This is a genomic window from Rhodococcus sp. SJ-3, from assembly GCF_051918125.1.
Lineage (GTDB): Bacteria > Actinomycetota > Actinomycetes > Mycobacteriales > Mycobacteriaceae > Rhodococcus.
Map to the genome: position 1 here is coordinate 756,940 of NZ_CM123306.1, position 21,960 is coordinate 778,899.

The following is a 21,960-nucleotide window of genomic DNA, read 5'->3' on the forward strand; positions in this document are numbered from 1 at the left end:
GATGACGGCTGGAGGCGTCACTGCCAACGGAACCAGCGGATCGCTGCGGCGGTGAGCACCACCGCCCACGCCGTGACCACGGCCAGCCCACTCCAGGCGGGCCAGTCGCCCGCTGCAGCCTGGTCGAGAATCTGCGCGGCCGCCCCGAAGGGGGTGAGTTCGACGATCCGTTGCAGTACCTCGGGCATCGCCTGCACCGGAAGCCACACCCCCGCACAGAACATCATCGGGAAGAACACGATCGTGCCCAAAGTCTGCGCTACACGCTGCGACGACGACAACGCCGAGATCGCGGCGCCGAGACTCAGTGCCGCAGCGAGGGTCACGAGTACCGCGAGAGCATAGCCCCACGGCTGCGCGGGAAACGTCACATCGAACACCACACGGCCGACGACGAGCGCGAGGACCACCGACACGGCAATCGCCACGGCGTGCACGACGATCTGTGCCGCCAACAGGTACGCCGGGCGTGCCGGAGTCACAGCCAACCTGCGGAGAATGCCCTGCTCGCGGTATGCAGACAACACCGTGGGCATCGTCTGGATACCACCCACGATCATCGCCAGCAGCAACGTCACCGGCACGTACAGGTCGATCACCCGCAAACCACCGAGGTTGGGATCGGGTTCCCGGAACGACGGGATCAGACCGAGAATCGTCAGGAGCAGAACAGGGAAGACGAGGATCCAGAACAACGCCGCGGGTTGGCGTGCGAACAGTCGCGTCTCGGTGCGCAACACCGCGATCGCCGGCGTGGTCGTCGCGCTGCCCATGATCGAGGTGGTCATGATGTGCCTTTCGATCCGGTGATGTCCAGGTAGGCGTCGTCGAGGGTTGCGTCGGCCACACGGAGTCGTTCGGCGCTCAATCCCGCCCCGGCGAGCACCGAGAGCACGGCCACGACCGATTCCTCACCGCCTTCCACCACGACCCGATCGTGATCCGTTCGTACTGCAGCAACGCCGGGCAACGACTCGAACCTGCCGACGTCGAACGGACCCGAAGGGCGGAACGAGACGACGACAGCGGTGGACGACCTGCCGATCAGTTCCGTAGGTGTGCCCAGCGCTTCGACCCGGCCCGAGCGGAACACGGCGACCCGGTCGCACAGCCTCTGGGCTTCCTCCATGAAGTGTGTGACGAGCAGGACGGTGACACCGGCGTCACGGACTTCCTCGATCAGCTCCCACGTGTCGCGACGTCCGCGGGGGTCGAGGCCGGTGGTGAGTTCGTCGAGCACCACCACGCGCGGTGTCCCGATGAGCGCAAGAGCGATGAACAGACGCTGTTTCTGCCCTCCCGACAGTTTCGCGAACTGGGTGCGGAGCAGAGCCCCGAGCCCGAGACGTTCGGCAAGGGCCAGACCATCCGCAGGCCGCGTGTAGAACGAGGCGTACAGCTCGAGGGCCTCACGCACGGTCAGTTTCGGCTGCAGTTGACTTTCCTGCAATTGGGTTCCGAGCAGTTCGGTGACGGCGCGGTGGTCACCGATCGGATCGAGTCCTGCGACGCGGACGGTACCGGAGTCGGGTGTGCGTAATCCGGAGAGGCATTCGACGGTGGTGGTTTTCCCCGCGCCGTTGGGGCCGAGAATCCCGAAGATTTCACCGTCGTCGACGTGGAAATTCACGCCGTCGACGACGGTGCGCCCGCCGTACGACTTGCGTAGGTCTGTCACTTCTACGATTGGCATGCGTCGAGCGTGCCCGCCGGCACGGGTCGTGCACATCGACCGAGCGGGTCGAATCCGCATCAACCGATCGGTTGATGCAGGCCGGTACGCGATTGTGTCAAGGACGGAACCGGAACATCTGCAGAATGTACCCGGGAACTCCGCTGAGCGGAACGGCAACGGGCCAGTCATCCGAGCGGAAGTACGCCTCGGTTCCGCCGTCCACCGTCACGATACTTCCCACCATGAAATCTGCTGCGCGGGAAAGCATGAACTCGACCCACTCGGCGATCTGCTCGGCGTCACCGAAACCACCGATCGGTACTGGAAAGCCCTCGACCCGCTTCGCTTGCGGACCGGCCAGCTGCGTTTCCAGCAATGGTGTCGAAATTGCGCCCGGTGCAATGACGTTGAGACGAATCCCGGAACCGGCCCAGTCGTCGGTGACCGCGATACGACGAGCCCACCGGGTAACCGCGATCTTCGTCGCCGCGTACGTGAACGGGGCTGCCGCAGCGGAGATGCGTCCTGCACGCTTGACACCCTTGTCGAGGTCTCCGGCGAGAAAGGCCTTCACCGCAGAGTTCGGCACACCGGGAGTCGCCGTCGTCGAGTTCGATCCGAACACCACCGCTTTGCTGTTGCCGGTCGCGGCGAGGGCGGGTCGCCAGCCGACGAGCAGATCTATCACACCTCGCACGTTGACCTGGGCGATCACCGCTTCCTTTCCTGCCACGGGTCCCAGCCCGGCGGCGAGCACGGCGCCATCGAGGCGTCCGCCGGCAAGCTCGAGCGTCTGCCGGATCGCCGTGGAGCGACCCTGCGGCGTCGACAGATCCGCGACGACGTCGGCGTCCGATCGGTCGACCCCGATGACCGTGTGTCCCTTCGCGCGCAATCGCTCGGCGCTCGCCTTGCCCATCCCGGATGCCGCCCCGGTCACTACATAGATACCCATGTGTCCCCCTTCACTGCGTGCGGACCAGTACAACATGTGGACCCGGCCCGCTCATCGATGGGAGATGATCTCGGCAAGGACGGCTCCGGCACGCAGCAGCGCAAGTGTTCGCGCTGCGATGTCGTCGATCCTCGAGTCCAGCGCCGTCAGCGACACGTCGATGTCCTGGAGGTCGCGAAGATCGGTGAGGGCTCTGTGGACGTCGGGTATGCGATAGCCGGCGGCACGCAACGCCGCGACGATACGAGCCTCGCGGATCGCCGCGAGCGGGTAGCGGCGGGCGGACCCCGCGTTCGTGACCACCCGCTGTGGCGTCACGAGCCGCTCTTTCTCCCAGAAACGTAGCGTCGAGGTACGAACACCGAGGGCGTCGGCGAGTTCGGTGATCGTCATGGTGTCGCTCTCGGTGGGCTCGACGTCGATCTCCGCCTCCGTGCGGATGAGGAGGAGGGCCCGCCGTGCTTCGAGTGCCTGATCTCGCTCGCGAGCGAGTTCGACGTGGAGCAATGCCACCGGGGCAGGCGCATCGGACGGCGCGAGGAAGCGGATCTCACGCATCACTCTCCGCGCCTCCACCGGACCGACGGCCACTGCGAGGTCGCGGTAGGCGTGCAGGTCGCGAACGTGTCGCGCGGAGAACACCCGGTATCCGTTGTGCCTCCTGGGTGCAGGGTCGATGACGCCGTGTGCTTCGAGGTCTCGGATCTGCTGTACCGAATAGCACGTGGCCTCGGCGACAGCGGCGGTGCCCAGGTCGACCACCTCGCCACGCGCCATTGCCGAAACCCTCCATAAGCACTTCAACTACACACTTGAAGTATGAGTATGGAGCAGATTCTCGAGACGGTGCGCGGCTTCGAAGGGATTCTCGAGCTCGCACCCGCCGAAGGCAGTGAGTTCCCCGAGGTCGCGTGGGGCGATCATTTCTTCTATTACGCCCCCGACGGGCAGGTCCCCCAGCGCGGGCAGCCGTTCGCGACGATCGTGACGAAGGACTATCCCGGCGACACCGAGTCCGAGCTGGATTCGCCGGACCGGTGGAGACTGAACATCCACGTCGGCCGGGCGAGGCTTACCGAACTCACCGGCGAGGAACCACGGGCAACGGAATCCGCGGTGGACTTCAGTGCCGCCGACACCGTCCTTCCCCATCCGGTCTATCGAGCTCAGGGGTGGATTGCGATCGTCAACCCCGGTGCCCGGACGTCGGCCACCGCCGGCGATCTTCTCCGCCGCGCGCACGAGGACGCGCGACGCCGGAAGACACCACAGAGCCGCGACTCGCACGGATAGGAACACCGTGCCGACAAGGTGCGCGTGTCTTCCGAGCGTGCGTATGTCTCGGTCACCCACCGAGTGCGACCCGAACCTCGATGATCGCCTCCCGCAGCATCGACTCGTACTCGTCGACATCGGGCACCGCACGGGGGCTCGAGTTGATACCGATCGTGACGGTGTCGCCGAGGCCGTACACACCGTGCGTCAGTGCCATCACCGGTGACAACCCCGGAAATCCGGCGCTGAACACGACCGGGGCACCCGCGAGTTCGAGGTCGGCACGGCCGCGGTTCACGCTCGATACCACCGTGTTCCCTGTGACGGTCTCGGGAACCTCGCCCAAAGGGTACCGATCGATCCCGAACTTCAGCAGCGGCGCGGGAACGAACTCCTTCGCCGAATCACGTTGCGCCAACAGCGGGCTCGACAGTCGTGCGCGGCGATCGGCGATGTCGTCAGCGATCAGCGCGGCCCGCGCGGACAGATCAGGTTCGGTCACGAACAGGTCGACACCGGCGTTGCGGTAGTTGTTGCGCGACACCCCTGTCGCGTCGACCGCGATGGTGACCTCGGCGCCGAGCCGATCCGGCACCGTCTCACCGCGCAACACCAGGAAGCGGGACAGGGCGACGGAGATCGCAGTCAGCGCCGCCACGGTGACGGTGACGCCGGTTCCGCGGAGTTCCTCGACGGGGCACACCACCATGCGCACGGCCCGCTCGTCGCCGGGGGCGGTATTGATACCGACGAGGGGACGCCCCGCGGCCGGCTCGGGAATCTCTCCTGCGGCAGTTGCGTCCGTCAACCCTCGATCAGCAGCGGCGGCTCGGCGGCCTGCCGCGACGAGTCGCGCGAACTGGACCGGGAACCGGAAGGATCGTGCCAGCATCAAGGACATCGAGACAGCGTCCGGAGCCGACGAGCGCGGTGGTTCCTCGGTGCCGAACAATGCGCGCACCAGTTCCGTCGCCCGAGCCCCGTCGGCGAAAGCGTGCGACACCTGAAACACCACAACAACGGCGGTCCCGTCACAGCGAGGAGCGTCGCGCACACCGGTGAAGACGTGCACCCGCCACGGGCTCGTCCGCGCGTCGATCGAGGTGGCCACCAGCGACCCCAAGCGTTTCTGAAGCTCGGCCCACGTGTGGTCGGTCAAGACGTGCTCGACCACCAGGTCGTCGCCGTACTCCCTCGGCTCCCAATACGGGTAGTCGAGGTTCTTCGGAACTTCGCGGATCCTGCACCGGAGTTCCCCCACCCCCGCGACACGTCGCCGAACCGCGACACGCACCGCATCGGCGTCGGCGTCACCTGCGAAGCAGTACAGCAGGAACTGATCACTGCGGATCCGCTCCGCGAGCCAGTACATCTGCGCGTCGGAAGGGGTGAGCTGCACGGCCGCGAGCGTACCGTCGACCCATTCACGGGGCCCCACCGTCGGCACCCCACCGCTCCGGTCCAGGTAGAAATAGGGCATGAGCGATACCACCGACCCCTACCTCTGGCTCGAGGACGTCACCGGCGAAAAGCAACTCGACTGGGTGCGCGCACGTAACGACCGCACGGTCGATGCGTACACCCGCACCGACGATTTCACGACGCTGGAATCCCGGATCCGGGAGATCCTCGATACCGACGCGCGCATCCCCTACGCGCGACGTCGCGGCGAGTATCTCTACAACTACTGGCGCGATGCCGAGCACGTGCGCGGACTGTGGCGACGCACCACTCTCGACCAGTACGTCCTCGACAATCCGGAGTGGGATGTCCTCGTCGACCTCGACGCGGTGGCCGCCGACGAGAACGAGAACTGGGTGTGGTCGGGTGCTCAGGTTCTCCGTCCTGACCAGAACCGCGCGCTCATCAGCCTGTCGCGGGGCGGTGCCGATGCAACTGTGATCCGCGAGTTCGATCTGGTCACACGACGGTTCGTTTCGGGTGCCGACAGCTTCGAACTCCCCGAAGCGAAAACCGACATCAGCTGGATCGATGTCGACGCCGTCTTCGTCGGAACCGACTTCGGCGACGGCTCCCTCACCGATTCGGGATACCCGAGGATTGCGAAACGCTGGCGCCGCGGCACACCGATCGCCGACGCCGAGACCGTGTTCGAGGGCGAGACCACCGACGTCGCCGTGGGCGCCGGATACGACAACACTCCCGGGTACGAACGCAGCTTCGTCGACCGCGCCATCGACTTCCACGCCGCATACCAGTACGAACTGAAGCCCGACGGCACCCTGATCAAGCTCGATGTCCCCGACGACGCGCGGGTGAGCGTGTACCGCAACCACATGCTCGTCCGACCCCGATCCGAGTGGCTCGGGCACCCCGCCGGTTCCCTGCTCGCGGCCGACTACCCCTCGTTCCTCGACGGTTCGCGCGAGATGACGGTGCTGTTCACACCCGACGAACACACTTCTCTCGAGCAGTACACCTGGACGCAGAACCATCTGCTGATGGTGACCCTGCGCGATGTCCAGACCCGCATGCGTGTCCTCACGCCCGGACCCGACGGATGGACCGACGAGGAACTCGAGGGATTGCCCGACGCGACCTCCACGGCCATCATCGACGTCGATCCGCGCGAGGGCGACGAATTCTTCCTCAACTCCAGTGGTTTCACGACCCCCGCTACCCTCCTCTCCGGCACGGTCGGACAAGCACTCGAGCCGATCAAGCAGGCGCCGTCCTTCTTCGACTCCGACGACGTCACCGTCACACAACATTTCGCGACGTCCGACGACGGAACGCAGGTCCCCTATTTCGTCGTCGGTAGCAACACCGATACGGCATCCCCGACCCTGCTGTACGGGTACGGCGGATTCGAGAACTCGATGGTCCCGGCGTACAGCGGCGGTGTGGGGCGGGCATGGCTCGAACGCGGAAACACCTATGTGATCGCGAACATTCGCGGAGGTGGAGAGTACGGCCCCACATGGCACACCCAGGCCCTGAAAGAGAACCGTCACAAGGTATTCGAGGATTTCGCCGCGGTCGCCAAAGACCTGGTCGCGCGGGGAATCACGACTACAGAGCAACTGGGGATCCAGGGAGGCAGCAACGGCGGCCTGCTGATGGGTGTAATGCTCACCCGCTATCCGCAGCTGTTCGGCGCCATCGTGTGCCAGGTCCCACTGCTCGACATGAAGCGCTATCATCTGCTGCTCGCCGGCGCCTCGTGGATGGCGGAGTACGGCGACCCCGACAACCCGGACGAGTGGACTTTCCTGTCCGAATATTCGCCGTATCAGAACACGGATCCCGATGCGACATACCCGCCGATCCTGATCACGACGTCCACGCGTGACGACCGTGTGCATCCCGGGCATGCCCGCAAGATGGTGGCGCTCCTCGAGGAGCAGGGCCACGAAGTCTGGTATTACGAGAACATCGAGGGCGGGCACGGTGGTGCCGCAGACAACGCGCAGGCAGCGTTCAAATCTGCGCTGACCTTCACGTTCCTGACAGAAGTGCTCTAGCAAGAAGTGGATCCGAGCTCGGTTCCGGGCTCGGATCCACACCGTCGGTCACCGGTCGCGCAGCCAGGCGACGATCCGCTCGATCGTATCGTCGTTGTCACGGATCCAGCCGTTGTGACCGAGTGCTCGTTCCAGGTGCCACGTGGTGACATCGGCCGCAGGCAACTTTTCCACCAGGTGGCGTGCCGACATCACCGGGGTCATGTCGTCCCCCTCGACGGTGACCGACAGAACCGGAAGGTCCAGCAGGGCGAGACGCTCCTCGTAGTCGATGTCGGCACCGGCCGGCTCGAATCGGCCACTGCGCGCCAGCCTCGCCCAGTCGGAGATCAGGGGACGCGACTGCCGTCCGAAACCCGCGACGCCCAACCGGTCGCCGGGCCAGAATCCGGCGACGCTCGCGGTGAGCGACATCGCCGTCGAGCCGAGCAGGAGGCGGGGGGCGTGTACCCCGGGGAATTGGCGGTAGTACGGGGTTCCGGAGGCCACGAGCACCAGCCCACCGAGGCGACCACGACTACGCGCTGCGTACATCACACCCAACTGACCGCCCATCGAGTGCCCGAGCAGGAATGGCGTCGAATCGGGGAATCGTTCGCGCACCACCTCGAACATCGCGGGGAAGTGCACTGCGACGATCTCCTGGTAACCGTACGCGCTGTCGGGCCCTGGTCTGGGACGACTATCGCCCTGACCTGCGAGTTCGCAGATCGCCGCATCGAATCCGCGTTCGGCGAGGGCATGCGCGAACGGTTCGTAGTACCCCGCGGAGATACCGAGGCCCGGAACGATCGCCACCACCGCCCGCGACGAGTCGAGCCGGCTCTCATGTTCGTGAGCCGGCCCCGGAAACAAGCGCACCGCGGTTGTCGTGCCATCTGGAAGCTGGATCGGTACGGTCTCCACCAACTCAGACTAGGCCCGAATCACCGTCCTGGTCAGCAGACCGAGATGCGGCGGTTCCGAGCCCCGCAGCGTCGAGCGCGGTCTCGGTGAGCTCCCGACCGAGGGCGATCATCTCGACAGCCTTGTGGAAATCGAGACTGCGGCAAGCCGTGCGGGGGACTTCGACCAGCACGTCCGGCGGATACGCCGCAAGCTGGTGGCGAGCGAGAGCGGACTGCATGATGTCGAGCGAACGGTTCATCACTGCGACCCGACTGAACTTCGGCGCTGCGGCTTCCCCATGGCCGACGTGGATTTCGGAGGCGGCGCCGTCGGGGGACTCGGGGTGGAGATCGTCACGGCCGAACTCTTCGTCGGTCGCTCCCGTACCGAACCTGCCGACGACCGAACGGACGATGTCACTGTCGAGCAGCAGCGACGCCGACCGCCGGAAGCGTCCGACCCATTCTTCCGCGGGACGCGGTTCCGCACTCGCGTTCTCCGGCGCGTGTGTACGACCGCGTTCTTCGGCTCCGAGGCTCACCCCGATCGTCAGATCTGACGGGACACCGACTGTCGGGGCCACCGGTAGCGGAGCGAGTGTGCCGCCGTCGGTGAGGACGCGGCCGTTGAGAACATACGGGGTGATGACACCGGGTATCGCGATCGACGCGCGGATTGCGACGTCGACAGGTCCCCGCTGGAACCACACCGGGCGGCCCGCCGCCAGGTCGGTTGCCACAGCGGTGAACGGGATCGGAAGGTCTTCGATGACGACGTCTCCGATGAGATCGCGCACTTTGTTGAGAACCTTCTCTGCGTGGATGACCCCCGGAGACGTGACGGACACGTCCAACAACCGGACAACATCGAGCTGGGACAGACTCTCCGCCCACTGGGTGTATTCATCGAGCTTTCCCGCAGCACGGACACCGCCGACAAGCGCGCCCATCGACGACCCCGCGATACCGACGATCTCGAAGCCGCGCTCCTCCAGGACCTGGATGGCTCCGATGTGGGCGTAACCTCGGGCACCCCCGCTACCGAGAGCGAGTGCGACGCGTTTCCGATCGGCCATGGCCCCGATGGTGCCATGGCCGGACGCTCTGCAGTGCGGCGGGACTCTGCACTGTAATACCGCCGCAGCCGGCCGAGCGGAGATACCCTGACACCATGATCAGGCTGCTTGCCACCACAGTTGTTGCGTTGATCGCCAATGCGATTGCCTTGATCGTCGGCGCGTGGGTCCTGCCCGGCATGACGCTCAGCTCGTTCGCGTTCGTCATCGCCGTGGTGATCTTCACCGTGGCCACGGTCCTTCTCGACCCCCTGATCCGTCAGGTTGCGATGACGAAGACCCCGGTACTCATCGGGAGCAGCGCGCTGATCTCGACACTACTCGCGCTCATCGTCACCGCGATTTTGAGCGACGGCCTCCGGATCGACGGCCTCACGACCTGGATCCTCGCTACCGTGATCGTCTGGGCTGTCGCACTGATCGCCCGCTTGTTGCTGCCCTATATCGTCTTCAAGAAGACACTCGCCAAACGCAGAGCTGCCTGACAGCTGCCCCGCATCATTTCGCAGACACCCGCACGGGACAACCCCGTGCGGGTGTCGTCGCAGAAAACCCTGAAAGAAGGTTCAGGGTACAGACGGGGGTCTGTCCCCGATGTGCCCGACGTGGTCTGTGGCGCACGATCGATACATCGATTCAGCGAGCCTCACAGACTTCGGGAGAGTCCCCATGCGTAAGACGATCATGACCGCACTGCTCACCGGCGCCGCAGCACTGACGATCGGAACAGGTGTTGCTGCAGCAGAATCCGCTCCCAACGTCGTCGGGATGGAGGAGCACGTAGCCGCCTCGACGCTCTCCGCCACCGGTACGCCGTACTCGGTCACCAACCGCTCGGGGAACATCGCGGGCACCTGCGCGGTAACTGAGCAGCGCGACCGTGGCTACCGGACGGAGACCGAATCAACTTACAACTCCAGCACCGGCAACTGGGATCGTAAAGAAACGAAAGTCTGGCGCGGCATCGGACTGACCATCGTATGCCGCTGACATCCAGCGTCATTCAATACGCACCGGACCTCAGCCGCTCGGCTCGACACACATTCGACAGGGAGAATGATCTCGTCATGACCTACGACAACAATGCACCGCGACCTTTCACCCGCTCCACCTCACAGCGCATGCTCGGTGGCGTGTGCGGCGGAATCGCGGAATACTTCGGCATCGACACCAACCTCGTACGAGCCGGCGCCGTACTTGCAGCGTTCGTCACCGGTGGTACCGCCGTCCTGCTGTACGTGGCGCTCTGGATGCTCGTGCCCGAATGAATGGACGAGTTCTCGGCACTGCCACACGCTGCTCGCACCAACCCGCCGGCTGCACCCCGAGAAGAAGATCAGGGTGAAGATCGGGGCACCACCTGATGTGCGCACGCACGACGAAAGGCACGATCAACCTATGTCCTTCGAAAGCAACGAACCTCGCATCTTCACCCGCTCGACCACGTCTCGCATGCTTGCCGGTGTCTGCGGAGGGATCGCTGAATACTTCGGCATCGACGTCAACATCGTCCGGGCTGCTGCTGTTGTCGCCACCTTCATCACCGGCGGCACCGCCATCTTGATCTATCTCGCGCTCTGGATGCTGATTCCGGAGTGAGACAGTGAACGCCGTGGATCTCGATCCGAGACCCACGGCGTTCGAACACTCAGGGCTACAGCGAGCCGGTGAGGAGCGCCGGCCCGATCGCCAGCAGCAACCCGACGAGCTGGTTGATCACTTCGAGACCTGCGGTGATGCTGCCCATCTTTCCTCCTGTGCTTCGCCGGAGGTCTCATACCTCCGGACATCGGAATTACCTGGATATCAACAGATTCAGCTGAGGAACTCTGCACTCTGCGACAGCAGAGAGAAGATGAAGACGATGATTTCGGTGATGGTGGTGCTACCCATTGATCCTCCTACGCCGGGACGGTCGAGCTGATACGGCACGCACTTCGAGATCGCATCGTGCCGTAACTCACATTACGACACGGTCTCAGTCCCCGACAGTGTTATTGCGTTGGAAGATCTTTGAAATCTTTCGTACTGATACTGTTGCAACACAACAGCATTCATTGATGACGGCAGGATGCCGACCGCCCCTGGGCCAGGGGCGGTCGGCATCCTTGTCACAAACCGATAGAACTCGCAATCATCGGCCAGGAAGTGTGCAGGTCATCCTGCCAATAGTCCCAGGAATGCGTTCCCCGCGTCCGGAACTCGAAGGTGGCAGGAATACCGAGTTCATCGAGACGAGAAGCCAAACGGTGCGTACAGTCGTTCACCGCAGCCTCGATGACACCCCCGACGACGATCTGGTTCAGAAGAAGACCCGGATCCCCGTCGACCGACCTCGCGCCCAAGTTCTCATGCGGACCGGGCAAGCCCGTCGCCGACGAGACATACAGTTCGATGCCCCGCAACTTCTCCGCGTTGACGTACGGATCGTTCGCGGCCCATCCCGGCCCATCGAGCGGACCCCACATGTTCTCGACGTCTGCGTCCCCCCGACTCTCGACAACGGTACGTACATAGAGCTGCCCCAGCTCCGTACTCGTTTCGGCACACCCGCTGTACGCACCCACGGCCTCGTACAGCTCAGGCGCAGCGATCGCAAGACTCAACACCGACGTACCCGACATCGACAATCCTGCTATCGCATTGACCCCCGAGGCACCGAAGGTCGTATCGATGATCGGCGGCAGCTCCTGGGTGAGGAACGTCGTCCACTTGTTCCTGCCCAGCGCGGGGTCGTCCTGCTCCCAATCGGTGTAATAAGTGAAAGAACCATCCAACGGCGTGACGACATTGACATTCTTATCGGCGAAGAACTCGTCGATGTCAGTTCGGGCATCCCACGTGGCCTGCCCTTCCCCACCTCCGGCTCCGTTGAGGAGATACAGCGTAGGTCTCGGGATGCTCACATCCGCCGCCGTCCGCACCCGCAGAGGGACGACACGGTCCATCGCCGCCGAATAGACGTGCGCGACGATCGTGCGATCGTTCTCGACCTCGATGCGGGAGAGCCCCGACACTGTCTGCGCAGCAGCTACATTCACCCACAGGGCAGAGGGAATCGACGTCAGAGCGACCACGGACAATGCCACGCAAGCCCGCCGGAACGACACCACCCGACCGCCTCCCGAGTCTTGGAAACCGGCCGGACAAACCTCGATCTCAAGGCCTCCCCGGCCGGGATGAAACCATTTCTACACCAGAAAACCACCCAACGGTCACGAAACGGTCAAAATTTCGGAATCCGAGTTGCGGACACCGTGCAAGGAGGGCCGACTCATCGGAGCCGGCGTCACCGAAGGCACGACACCACTGTCACAACCCGATGGCTGCCGCCACCGTCACAACCCGATGGCTGCCGCCACCGTCACAACCCGATGGCTGCCGCCATCATGGGCCACGACTTGTGCAGATCGTCCTCCCAGTAATCCCACGAGTGCGTCCCATTCCTCCATTCGAAGTGCGCGGGAATCTCCAACTCCTCCAGCCGATCCGAGAGGCGCGTCGTGCAGTGATGGACGGCCGCTTCGATGGTCCCGCCCACGACGAGCTGACCCACCAGACCGAGGGGGTCGTAGTTGATCGACCTCGAACCGAAGTTATCGTGTTCACCCGGCAGACCCGTAGCCGCCGACACGTACAACTCGATCCCTCGGAGCTTCTCCGCATTGAGGTACGGATCGTTCTCGATCCACCCCGGCCCGCCGACCGGCCCCCACATGTTCTCGGGGTCTCCTCCCTTGACCCGCACCACCGCCTGAACGTAGGCCTGCCCCACCGGTGTGCTCGTTTCGGCGCAACCACTGTACGCACCGACAGCGCGATACAACTCGGGCGCGGCTGTTGCCAGGCCGAGCACCGATGTACCCGACATCGACAGACCCGCAATCGCATTGGCCCCGGTGGTTTCGAACTGCTCATCGATGATGGGCGGCAACTCCTCGGTGAGGAACGTCGTCCACTTGTTCCTGCCGAGCTCTGGGTCGTCCCGCTCCCAATCGGTGTAATAGCTGTAGCGTCCGCCCAGCGGAGTCACCACATTGACGTTCTTGTCGGCGAAGAACTCGTCGACATCCGTCTGTTCGTCCCATGTGGCAACACCCTCGCCACCACCGGACCCGTTGAGCAGATACAGCGTGGGTCGCGGCTCACTGGTGTCGGCAGGCAACCGCACCCGGAGCGGCACGACGGTATCCATCGACGCCGAATACACGTGCGCAATGACAGTACCGTCGTTCTCCACCTCGATGTGCGAAAGTGCCGAGACCCGCTCCCCCACTGTCGGCGACCCCGGAACCGGCTCGGCCGATACCCCTGCGGGCACACACACCGCAGCCGCCAATCCGACCGTCACGACACCACACGCACGCCGAAACCACATCGACAAAAGACCCACACCCCTCGAAAAACCGTCCCGTCCCACGGCGAGTCCAACGCTCGCCCCGGCGGCGCTCCCCGACCAGCCCCGAATAACACCATCGTTCTTACACGATTCCGATGTGAAGGTCACGAGAAGGTCAAGATCTTGGTATGCAACACAAACCACGCTTCGAACATGCAGCGAGGCCCGACCCCACCGAAGTGGGATCGGGCCTCGCTGTGCAGCTCGGGTGGAGCAGTCAGGACCGGATCAGAAGTCCATGCCGCCCATACCACCGGTCGGGTCGGCCATGGGAGCGGCGGCCTTCTCCGGCTTGTCGGCCACAACGGCCTCGGTGGTCAGGAACAGAGCCGCGATGGATGCGGCGTTCTGCAGCGCCGAGCGGGTGACCTTGACCGGGTCGTTGATGCCGGCTTCGAGGAGGTCCTCGTAATCGCCGGTGGCAGCGTTGAGGCCGCTACCTGCGGGCAGGTTACGAACCTTCTCCGCGACGACGCCCGGCTCGAGGCCTGCGTTGAACGCGATCTGCTTCAGCGGAGCCTCGAGGGCGACCTTGACGATGTTGGCACCCGTGGCCTCGTCGCCCTCGAGCTTGAGGTCGTCGAGAACCGGGGCGGCCTGCAGCAGGGCCACGCCACCGCCGGCGACGATGCCCTCTTCGACAGCAGCCTTGGCGTTGCGCACGGCATCTTCGATGCGGTGCTTACGCTCCTTGAGCTCCACCTCGGTCGCAGCGCCTGCCTTGATGACTGCAACGCCGCCGGCCAGCTTGGCCAGGCGCTCCTGCAGCTTCTCGCGGTCGTAATCCGAATCCGATGCCTCGATCTCGGCGCGGATCTGGTTGACGCGGCCTGCGATGGCGTCGGGATCGCCCGCGCCCTCGACGATGGTGGTCTCGTCCTTGGTGACGACGACCTTGCGGGCCTGGCCGAGCAGCTCGAGGCCTGCGGTCTCCAGGGAAAGGCCGACCTCTTCGCTGACGACCTCGCCACCGGTGAGGATGGCGATGTCGGCGAGCTGAGCCTTGCGACGGTCGCCGAAGCCCGGAGCCTTGACGGCGACGGACTTGAAGGTGCCGCGAATCTTGTTCAGGACGAGGGTGGACAGAGCCTCACCCTCGACGTCCTCGGCGATGATGACGAGCGGCTTGCCCGACTGGATGACCTTCTCCAGGAGCGGCAGCAGGTCCTTGACCGTCGAGATCTTGGAGCTGACGAGCAGGATGTACGCGTCCTCGAGGACGGCTTCCTGGCGCTCGGCGTCCGTAGCAAAGTAGAGGGAGATGTAGCCCTTGTCGAAGCGCATGCCCTCGGTCAGCTCGAGCTGGAGGCCGAAGGTGTTCGACTCCTCGACGGTGATGACACCTTCCTTGCCCACCTTGTCGATGGCCTCGGCGATGAGCTCACCGATCGCGGGGTCGCCAGCGGAGATACCGGCGGTCGCAGCGATCTGCTCCTTGGTCTCGACTTCCTTGGCGGTGTCGAGCAGCTTGGCGGTGACGGCCTCGACGGCCTTCTCGATGCCGCGCTTCAGACCCAGCGGGTTGGCGCCGGCAGCGACGTTGCGCAGGCCCTCACGCACGAGCGCCTGAGCGAGAACGGTGGCGGTGGTGGTGCCGTCGCCCGCGACGTCGTCGGTCTTCTTGGCAACTTCCTTGACCAGCTCGGCGCCGATCTTCTCGTACGGATCCTCGAGCTCGATCTCCTTGGCGATGGACACACCATCGTTGGTGATCGTGGGCGCGCCCCACTTCTTCTCGAGCACGACGTTGCGACCCTTGGGGCCCAACGTCACCTTGACTGCGTCGGCGAGGCTGTTCAGGCCACGCTCGAGGCCGCGACGGGCCTCTTCGTCGAACGCGATGATCTTGGCCATTGCGAAGTGATCCTCCGGATATCGGGGTGACACCTAGGACGGCCGCTCGTCGGGACGCCCCGTTGTTGTGCATTCGGTCGGAATCAGTGCCCGCGACGGACGACCAGGGGTGTCGATATTTCCCGGTCTCACCCTCCCGACCTGGCACTCCCTCATTGCGAGTGCCAACTGCATTTTTAGCACTCGAGGGTGGCGAGTGCAAGGTTACCGGCACTCGACCACCCTCGTCGCGGTGCAGAAGTTTTCTGCACGCATCAACTGACGACGCTGCAGCGACTAGCGACGTGTAGAGCCGACCCCCACGGCACACCACTGCCCCGTGGCGGTGTTGACAGCGAACGACTGGGCACCGACGCAGGTGACACCGGTCGTGTCCGCCGTCGCTCCCGAACCCCAGCCCGCCACCGACAAAGTCGTCGCCGGACCCTGCGCCCACGAATGACTCAGGCCGCCGCCGAGCGCGAACGCGTACGACCGCCCACCGTCACGCGCTGCGCTGAGTGCAGTACCGAACCCGGTTGCCTGGGACTCGGCCGTACCCGCGGACTCGGCGACCGACACCGCAGTGCCGCTGTCGGCTGCCGACGCCCGCGCAAAACCCTCACCGGTGGTCGTCGCACCACAGCTCGCCGTATCCGACACCAGGATCTGATTCTCGGACGGCGGCGACACGCACGTCACCGGCGCGGCCGACGCCGTACCCGTGCCCACCAAGGCAAACGATGCTGCCCCGACTGCAACCGCTGCGAAGGCCTGCGCAACACGACGACCGGAAAGGACGGACCGGAGAGAACGAATGGACAAGAAGTGCTCCTCTGCGCTGGAAGAAGGAGGGAGAAAGCCCCCGCGCGCAGGGTACCGGGCGTGAGGTGCAGCACGCGAGAGCCCGATCACACCGCTCGAAGCAGCTCCGGAAGATCGGCGACCGAGTCGAGAACGTGGTCGGGCCGGTCGAGGGCGAGCTCGAGCACGGACTGCCGGAATTTTCCCGTACGCACCAGCACTCCTGTCATTCCGAGCCGCTGCCCGGGAAGCACCTCGCCGTACAGATCGTCACCGACCACGACCATGCGGGACGGGTCGACATCCATGATGTCCGCAGCTGCAAGGAAACCCTGCATCGATGGCTTCCCCACCGCCACCACCGACTGACCGCTGAGCTCCTCCAACCCGGCAAGGTAAGCACCCGTATCGAGATGCAGCCCGTCGGTTCCCTGCCAGCTCGCCGCGCGGTGCATCGCAACGACGGGTACACCGTCGAGCATCAACTCGGCAACACGACTCAACGTCCGATGCGTGAACACCTCCCCCGCACCGCCGAGCACCACCACCTCAGGCTCGTCGTCGTCCCGTTCGACCCCCTCTAGGTCGGCATCGACATTGCCGTCGTTGAGCACCCAGCACCGGCGCCCCGGATAGGTCTGCTTCAGATACTCGGCCGTGAGCGATGCGGCGGTGACGATCTCGCTCGGCTCCACGGGCATGCCGAGATCGCTGAGCGTTGCAGCGATCTCGGCACACGTCCGTGACGTGGTATTGGTCAGGAAGGCTCGCGCCACACCGTCTTCCCGGAGACCCGCGAGGACGTCGGCGGCGCCCGGGACCGGTTCCCACGACGTCACGATCACGCCCTCGATGTCGAACAGCACTCCCGCCACGTCACTCATACCCCCGAGCCTATCGCCCGGAGAGAGCCTGCTTCAGACCGTGCGGGCGAGCCGGTCTGCGAGCAGATGAGTGAAGCGTGCGGGATCGTCGACCTCGCCGCCCTCGGCGATCAAGGCCATCCCGTACAGCAACTCCGCGGTCTCGGCGAGAGCCGGATCGTCCGGATTACCGCCGTGCGCCGTGCGCAACCCCGAAACCAGAGGGTGACCGGGATTCAGCTCGAGGATTCGCTTGGTCTGCGGCACCGGCTGGCCCGACGCCTTGTACATGCGCTCGAGCGCAGGCGACATGCTGAAAGTGTCGCCCACGATGCACGCAGGCGACGTCGTCAGGCGGGACGACAGACGCACCTCCTTGACGTACTCGTCGAGGCTGCTCTTCATCCACGTCAGGAGATCACCGAACTCTTTCTCCTGCTCCTCACGTTCGGCTTCGGCCGCCTTCTTCTCGTCCTCGGTGTCGAGATCGACCTCGCCCTTCGCCACCGACCGGAACGCCTTGCCCTCGAACTCGGGTACCGAGGTCACCCACATCTCGTCGACGGGGTCGGTCAGCAACAGCACCTCGATTCCCTTTGCCGTGAATGCCTCCATGTGCGGGGAGCTCTCCAGCAGCTGACGGGACTCGCCGGTGATGTAGTAGATCTCGTCCTGGCCGTCCTTCATGCGCTCGACGTATCCGGCGAGCGTGGTCTGCTCGTCGGCGCTCGCCGTGGAGTCGAACGACGAGATCGCGAGCAACGTGTCGCGGTTGTCGGTGTCGGAGATCAGACCTTCCTTGAGGACGCGTCCGAACTCGTTCCAGAAGGTCCGGTATTTGTCGGCGTCCTGGCTCGCCATGTCCTTGACGGTGGACAGGACCTTCTTCGTGAGACGACGACGGATGGCCCGGATCTGGCGGTCCTGCTGCAGGATCTCCCGGGAGACGTTGAGCGACAGGTCCTGCGCATCGACGACACCCTTGACGAAGCGCAGGTACTCGGGGATGAGGTCTTCGCAGTCGTCCATGATGAACACGCGCTTGACGTAGAGCTGGATGCCCGTCTTGCGTTCGCGGGCGAACAGGTCGAACGGCGCATGCGACGGAATGAACAGCAGCGCTTGATACTCGAAGGTTCCCTCGGCGCGCATCGGGATGATCTCGAGCGGTTCGTCCCACGCGTGGGCGACGTGCTTGTAGAACTCGTGGTACTCGTCGTCGGACACCTCGTCGCGCGAGCGTGCCCACAGGGCCTTCTGCGAGTTGAGGGTCTTGGTCTCGAAGGTGACCTCGTCGGTGCCGTCCTCGCCCTTGGTGGTCCGGGAAACCTCCATGCGGATGGGCCACGCGATGAAGTCGGAGTACTTCTTGACGATCTCCTCGAGTTTCCACTGCGAGGTGTAGTCGAAAAGATGATCGTCGGCATCCTCTGGCTTGAGATGCAGGGTGACCGATGTTCCCTGCGGCGCGTCTTCGACGTCTTCGATCGTGTAGGTGGATTCGCCGCTCGACTCCCACCGGGTTCCGACGTCCTGCCCCGGCTTGTGGGTGACGAGCGTGACCTTGTCGGCCACCATGAACGCCGAGTAGAAACCGATGCCGAACTGGCCGATCAGTTCCTCCGATGCCGCGGCGTCCTTGGCCTCACGAAGTTTCTTTCGCAGCTCCCCGGTGCCAGACCTCGCGAGGGTTCCGATCAGCTCGACGACCTCGTCGCGCGACATGCCGATGCCGTTGTCGCGGATGGTCAGGGTGCGGGCGTCCTTGTCGACATCGAGTTCGATGTGCAGATCGGACGTATCGACGTTCAGGTCCTTGTTCTGGAACGATTCCAGGCGGAGTTTGTCCAGCGCGTCGGACGCATTGGAGATCAACTCACGCAGGAAGGTGTCCTTGTTGGAGTAGATCGAGTGGATCATCAGATCCAGCAGCTGGCGCGCCTCGGCCTGGAATTCGCGCTGTTCGACGTGTGTACTCAACTCACTGTCCCCTTCGACAAGCAGATTTCCCCCTCGAATATTAGGACGGCCCGCGACACGCGTGCAGAAGCCCCCGATAGAGCCATGATGGAGGGACGTACCTCTGCATCGACAGGAGTTGGTCATGACGATTCGTCGAGTGGCCGTGGCAGGTGCCGGCATCGTGGGGCTGTCCACCGCATGGTTTCTGCAGGACCGAGGTGTGGCGGTCACCGTCGTCGACCGGGCAGGCGTCGCATCGGACGCCACTGAGGCGACCGAACGCGCGTCGTGGGGCAACGCAGGTTGGCTCGCGCCCGCCCTTACCCTGCCGCTACCCGAGCCGTCGATCCTGAGGTACGGGCTGCGAGCAATGCTCACGCCGTCGTCACCGGTATACGTGCCGCCGACGCTCGACTTCAAGCTGATCCGCTTCCTCGCGGACTTCGCGCGGCACTGCACCACACGTCATCAGATGGCGGCGCTCGAGGTGTTCGGCCAGGCCAACAGGGTTGCACTGCAGGCTTACGACGATCTCGCGGCCGGAGGCGTTGCCGAACACACCCGCGACGCCGACCCCTTCCTCGCGGCGTTCATCGCGGAGACCGACCGCGACCACCTCCTCGAAGAATTCGATCACGTACAGGCCACAGGGGGCGAAGTCGACTACGACATCCTCGATGCCGACGCAGTGCACTCGCTGGAGCCTCTGCTCGGCGACAAAGTGCGCGCGGGGTTGCGGATCCGCGGCCAGCGATTCATCGATCCACCTCGATTCGTCGCCGCCCTCGCCGATGCGGTGCGCGCACGCGGCGGTCGGATCCTCACCGGTTTCGATGTCACCGACGTACGAGACCCCGGCAACGGCGTGGTCGACGTGATCTCCGCGAGCGGGGACGCCGTGTCCGTCGATGCGGTGGTCCTTGCGACGGGAGCGCGGCTGAACGCGCTGGCGCATGAATTCGGTGTGCGCACCCTCGTTCAGGCAGGCCGGGGGTACAGCTTCAGTGTCGTGCCCGACGAACTACCCAAGAATCCCGTGTATTTCCCGGTGCAGCGGGTGGCCTGCACTCCCTTGCGCGATCGGCTCCGCATCGCCGGGATGATGGAGTTCCGCAGTCCCGACGCACCGCTCGATCCACGACGGGTCCGCGCGATCGTCGATACGACCCGCCCGCTCCTGCGCGACGTCGACTGGGCCGGCCGGAGTGAGGAATGGGTCGGTTCGAGGCCGTGCACGGCGGACGGGTTGCCGCTGATCGGTGGCACCCGATCACCGCGCGTGTTCGTTGCGGGCGGTCACGGTATGTGGGGTGTCGCGCTCGGACCGCTGACCGGCCGGTTCCTCGCGGATGCGATGACAGGTGACACCGACCCGTTGCTACGGCATTTCGATCCTCTGCGGTGACGGTTACCGCTTGTTCGCGAGGCGCTGGTCCATGCCGTCCAGCCATGTGAGCACTGCGCGCTCGTACGCGATACCGAACTCGACGGTGGCGGCCGAGAAGTCCGGTAGCCCGTCGTCTGCGACGAGGTCTTCGTAACCGGCGAGCTGTTTCTCGTGCGCTGCGCGGTAATGCGCGAGTATCTCTGCGAGCCGTTCCGGACGCAGGTGATCGGCGAAGGCGACGGTGAGAAGCAGGGGATGCCGGATGTTCTCCGGTCCCGGGTCGCGATCGATCCATTCGGCGAACGCCTGCGCTCCTGCGTCGGTGAGGGTGTAGGGCTTGCGATCGCGCGGGCCTTTCTCACCGGGCACGATCAGGCCGTCTCGTTCCATCGCGGCAAGTTCGCGATACACCTGGCTGGTGGTGAGCGACCAGAACTTGCCGATGCGCTCCTGCGCGGTGGTCACCAGGTCCCAGCCCGTCTTCGGGCCCTCGTGCAGAAAACCCAGTAGCGACGCTGCGGTCGCGTTGAGCGGACGTCCGGCCATCACGCGCTCCCTTCATCCTGCCATCCGGAAAACCGTTGACATTCCACTGTGTCATATCCATCATGGAAGCAACGACGTTCCACAATGGAAGCTCTTCAGGGCAGGAAATCTCCGCTGGAGGAAGACCCCCATGGCCACCGAGAACCCCTACATTCCCGATTCCGAGAGGATCTCCGATTCCGAACGCGAGCAGTTCGTCGACGAACTTGCACAGCACGTCGGCACCGGACGCCTCACCATCGACGAGTTCGACACCCGTGCCTCGGCCGTCTACGCATCGACGAGCGTCGACGAGGCGCGCGCGCAGTTCACCGACCTTCCGCAGTCCGCTCCTCCAGCGCCGACCACAGCACGTGCTCGTCGACGACTCCCCGTCCATCAGAGGATCGAGTGGACTGCGTGGCTCGGCGTAAGCGCGATCAACGTGCTGGTCTGGGCCTTGGTGTCACTCGGGACGGCATCGATGGTCTACCCGTGGCCGCTGTGGGTCATCGGCCCGTGGGGCCTGGTACTCCTCGGCCGGACCGTACTCGGAATCGAAGGAGGCGGATGCTCCTCGCGCGCACACGACCCACGACGAGACGCCGCCCGGGCAGCAATGCTCGCCCGCCGGGAGGCGATGCGCGCCCACTCGATCGCGCACCGGGAGGCCATGCGCGCCCACTCGATCGCGCACCGGGGACAGCTCCGCTGCGCACCGCTCCCACGGACACGACCGCTCGCACCGCTCGCAGCGACCTCGCATCGGCGTTGGTAACTCCGTCCGCGAGGTAGCCGTCAGCTGTCACCCGCGTCTGCCATAGTCGGGCAACG

General features: G+C 64.7%; 22 protein-coding genes. 8 read left to right on the forward strand and 14 right to left on the reverse strand.

The window, feature by feature from the left end; genetic code table 11:
* Positions 1 to 17: 17 nt before the first annotated feature.
* The 4 genes from ACTDXD_RS03445 to ACTDXD_RS03460 form a co-directional block, all read right to left on the reverse strand.
* Positions 18 to 788, reverse strand: a complete 771-nt coding sequence (locus ACTDXD_RS03445) for an ABC transporter permease (RefSeq protein WP_440125799.1) — start codon at positions 786 to 788, stop codon at positions 18 to 20.
* The gene (locus ACTDXD_RS03450; RefSeq protein ID WP_440125800.1) at positions 785 to 1,693 is read right to left on the reverse strand and encodes an ABC transporter ATP-binding protein; all 909 of its coding nucleotides are present in this window, start codon (positions 1,691 to 1,693) and stop codon (positions 785 to 787) included. Before ACTDXD_RS03450 ends, ACTDXD_RS03445 begins: the two co-directional genes overlap by 4 nt.
* A gap of 97 nt (positions 1,694 to 1,790) precedes the next feature.
* A complete protein-coding gene (locus ACTDXD_RS03455; protein WP_440125801.1) occupies positions 1,791 to 2,630 on the reverse strand; it encodes an SDR family oxidoreductase in 840 nt (279 codons plus the stop codon).
* A gap of 51 nt (positions 2,631 to 2,681) precedes the next feature.
* Positions 2,682 to 3,407 carry a MerR family transcriptional regulator gene (locus ACTDXD_RS03460; protein ID WP_440125802.1) on the reverse strand — a complete coding sequence of 242 codons (726 nt, stop codon included), beginning with the start codon at positions 3,405 to 3,407 and terminating at the stop codon, positions 2,682 to 2,684.
* A 42-nt stretch (positions 3,408 to 3,449) separates the two neighbouring features.
* On the opposite strand from ACTDXD_RS03460, the gene ACTDXD_RS03465 reads away from it, so the two are divergent.
* Complete coding sequence (locus ACTDXD_RS03465) at positions 3,450 to 3,923, forward strand: DUF6194 family protein (protein ID WP_440125803.1); 474 nt, start codon at positions 3,450 to 3,452, stop codon at positions 3,921 to 3,923.
* A gap of 52 nt (positions 3,924 to 3,975) precedes the next feature.
* Here the strand turns inward: ACTDXD_RS03465 and ACTDXD_RS03470 are convergent, their stop codons facing one another.
* Positions 3,976 to 5,385 carry a wax ester/triacylglycerol synthase domain-containing protein gene (locus tag ACTDXD_RS03470; protein ID WP_440125804.1) on the reverse strand — a complete coding sequence of 470 codons (1,410 nt, stop codon included), beginning with the start codon at positions 5,383 to 5,385 and terminating at the stop codon, positions 3,976 to 3,978.
* On the opposite strand from ACTDXD_RS03470, the gene ACTDXD_RS03475 reads away from it, so the two are divergent.
* Positions 5,384 to 7,390, forward strand: a complete 2,007-nt coding sequence (locus tag ACTDXD_RS03475; protein WP_440125805.1) for a prolyl oligopeptidase family serine peptidase — start codon at positions 5,384 to 5,386, stop codon at positions 7,388 to 7,390. The genes ACTDXD_RS03470 and ACTDXD_RS03475 overlap by 2 nt on opposite strands.
* 48 nt (positions 7,391 to 7,438) lie before the next feature.
* Here ACTDXD_RS03475 and ACTDXD_RS03480 read toward each other — a convergent pair whose 3' ends face one another.
* Positions 7,439 to 8,296, reverse strand: coding sequence for an alpha/beta hydrolase family protein (locus ACTDXD_RS03480; RefSeq protein WP_440125806.1), 858 nt, complete (start codon positions 8,294 to 8,296; stop codon positions 7,439 to 7,441).
* A 4-nt stretch (positions 8,297 to 8,300) separates the two neighbouring features.
* Positions 8,301 to 9,353 carry a patatin-like phospholipase family protein gene (locus ACTDXD_RS03485; protein WP_440125807.1) on the reverse strand — a complete coding sequence of 351 codons (1,053 nt, stop codon included), beginning with the start codon at positions 9,351 to 9,353 and terminating at the stop codon, positions 8,301 to 8,303.
* A 95-nt stretch (positions 9,354 to 9,448) separates the two neighbouring features.
* Here ACTDXD_RS03485 and ACTDXD_RS03490 point away from each other — a divergent pair, with 95 nt between their 5' ends.
* The 4 genes from ACTDXD_RS03490 to ACTDXD_RS03505 all read left to right on the forward strand — a co-directional run bounded on the left by ACTDXD_RS03490 (position 9,449) and on the right by ACTDXD_RS03505 (position 10,952).
* Positions 9,449 to 9,838 (forward strand): phage holin family protein, encoded by a 390-nt coding sequence (locus ACTDXD_RS03490; protein WP_440125808.1) that lies wholly within the window; start codon positions 9,449 to 9,451, stop codon positions 9,836 to 9,838.
* A gap of 184 nt (positions 9,839 to 10,022) precedes the next feature.
* A complete protein-coding gene (locus tag ACTDXD_RS03495) occupies positions 10,023 to 10,343 on the forward strand; it encodes a hypothetical protein (protein WP_440125809.1) in 321 nt (106 codons plus the stop codon).
* 77 nt (positions 10,344 to 10,420) lie between these two features.
* Positions 10,421 to 10,621 carry a PspC domain-containing protein gene (locus ACTDXD_RS03500; RefSeq protein ID WP_440125810.1) on the forward strand — a complete coding sequence of 67 codons (201 nt, stop codon included), beginning with the start codon at positions 10,421 to 10,423 and terminating at the stop codon, positions 10,619 to 10,621.
* Between the two features lie 130 nt (positions 10,622 to 10,751).
* Positions 10,752 to 10,952, forward strand: a complete 201-nt coding sequence (locus ACTDXD_RS03505; protein WP_440125811.1) for a PspC domain-containing protein — start codon at positions 10,752 to 10,754, stop codon at positions 10,950 to 10,952.
* Between the two features lie 512 nt (positions 10,953 to 11,464).
* Here ACTDXD_RS03505 and ACTDXD_RS03510 read toward each other — a convergent pair.
* From ACTDXD_RS03510 to htpG, 6 genes are all read right to left on the reverse strand, one after another.
* Positions 11,465 to 12,421 carry an alpha/beta hydrolase gene (locus ACTDXD_RS03510; protein ID WP_440127517.1) on the reverse strand — a complete coding sequence of 319 codons (957 nt, stop codon included), beginning with the start codon at positions 12,419 to 12,421 and terminating at the stop codon, positions 11,465 to 11,467.
* 296 nt (positions 12,422 to 12,717) lie between these two features.
* Positions 12,718 to 13,731: an alpha/beta hydrolase gene (locus ACTDXD_RS03515; RefSeq protein WP_440125812.1), complete on the reverse strand. Its 1,014-nt coding sequence runs from the start codon at positions 13,729 to 13,731 to the stop codon at positions 12,718 to 12,720.
* A gap of 249 nt (positions 13,732 to 13,980) precedes the next feature.
* On the reverse strand, positions 13,981 to 15,606 hold the full coding sequence (groL, locus tag ACTDXD_RS03520; RefSeq protein ID WP_169686940.1) for a chaperonin GroEL: 1,626 nt from the start codon (positions 15,604 to 15,606) through the stop codon (positions 13,981 to 13,983).
* A 276-nt stretch (positions 15,607 to 15,882) separates the two neighbouring features.
* Positions 15,883 to 16,410, reverse strand: a complete 528-nt coding sequence (locus tag ACTDXD_RS03525) for a DUF6764 family protein (RefSeq protein WP_440125813.1) — start codon at positions 16,408 to 16,410, stop codon at positions 15,883 to 15,885.
* An 86-nt stretch (positions 16,411 to 16,496) separates the two neighbouring features.
* Complete coding sequence (locus tag ACTDXD_RS03530; RefSeq protein WP_440125814.1) at positions 16,497 to 17,273, reverse strand: HAD-IIA family hydrolase; 777 nt, start codon at positions 17,271 to 17,273, stop codon at positions 16,497 to 16,499.
* A 33-nt stretch (positions 17,274 to 17,306) separates the two neighbouring features.
* Entirely contained in the window at positions 17,307 to 19,232 is a 1,926-nt protein-coding gene (gene htpG / locus ACTDXD_RS03535; RefSeq protein ID WP_440125815.1) for a molecular chaperone HtpG, read from the reverse strand.
* 124 nt (positions 19,233 to 19,356) lie between these two features.
* Here htpG and ACTDXD_RS03540 point away from each other — a divergent pair, with 124 nt between their 5' ends.
* On the forward strand, positions 19,357 to 20,619 hold the full coding sequence (locus ACTDXD_RS03540) for an NAD(P)/FAD-dependent oxidoreductase (RefSeq protein ID WP_440125816.1): 1,263 nt from the start codon (positions 19,357 to 19,359) through the stop codon (positions 20,617 to 20,619).
* A gap of 3 nt (positions 20,620 to 20,622) precedes the next feature.
* Here ACTDXD_RS03540 and ACTDXD_RS03545 read toward each other — a convergent pair whose 3' ends face one another.
* Positions 20,623 to 21,147, reverse strand: a complete 525-nt coding sequence (locus tag ACTDXD_RS03545; protein ID WP_440125817.1) for a PadR family transcriptional regulator — start codon at positions 21,145 to 21,147, stop codon at positions 20,623 to 20,625.
* 130 nt (positions 21,148 to 21,277) lie between these two features.
* Between ACTDXD_RS03545 and ACTDXD_RS03550 the strand changes: the two genes are divergently transcribed.
* Positions 21,278 to 21,904 (forward strand): DUF1707 SHOCT-like domain-containing protein, encoded by a 627-nt coding sequence (locus tag ACTDXD_RS03550; RefSeq protein ID WP_440125818.1) that lies wholly within the window; start codon positions 21,278 to 21,280, stop codon positions 21,902 to 21,904.
* Positions 21,905 to 21,960: the final 56 nt, after the last annotated feature.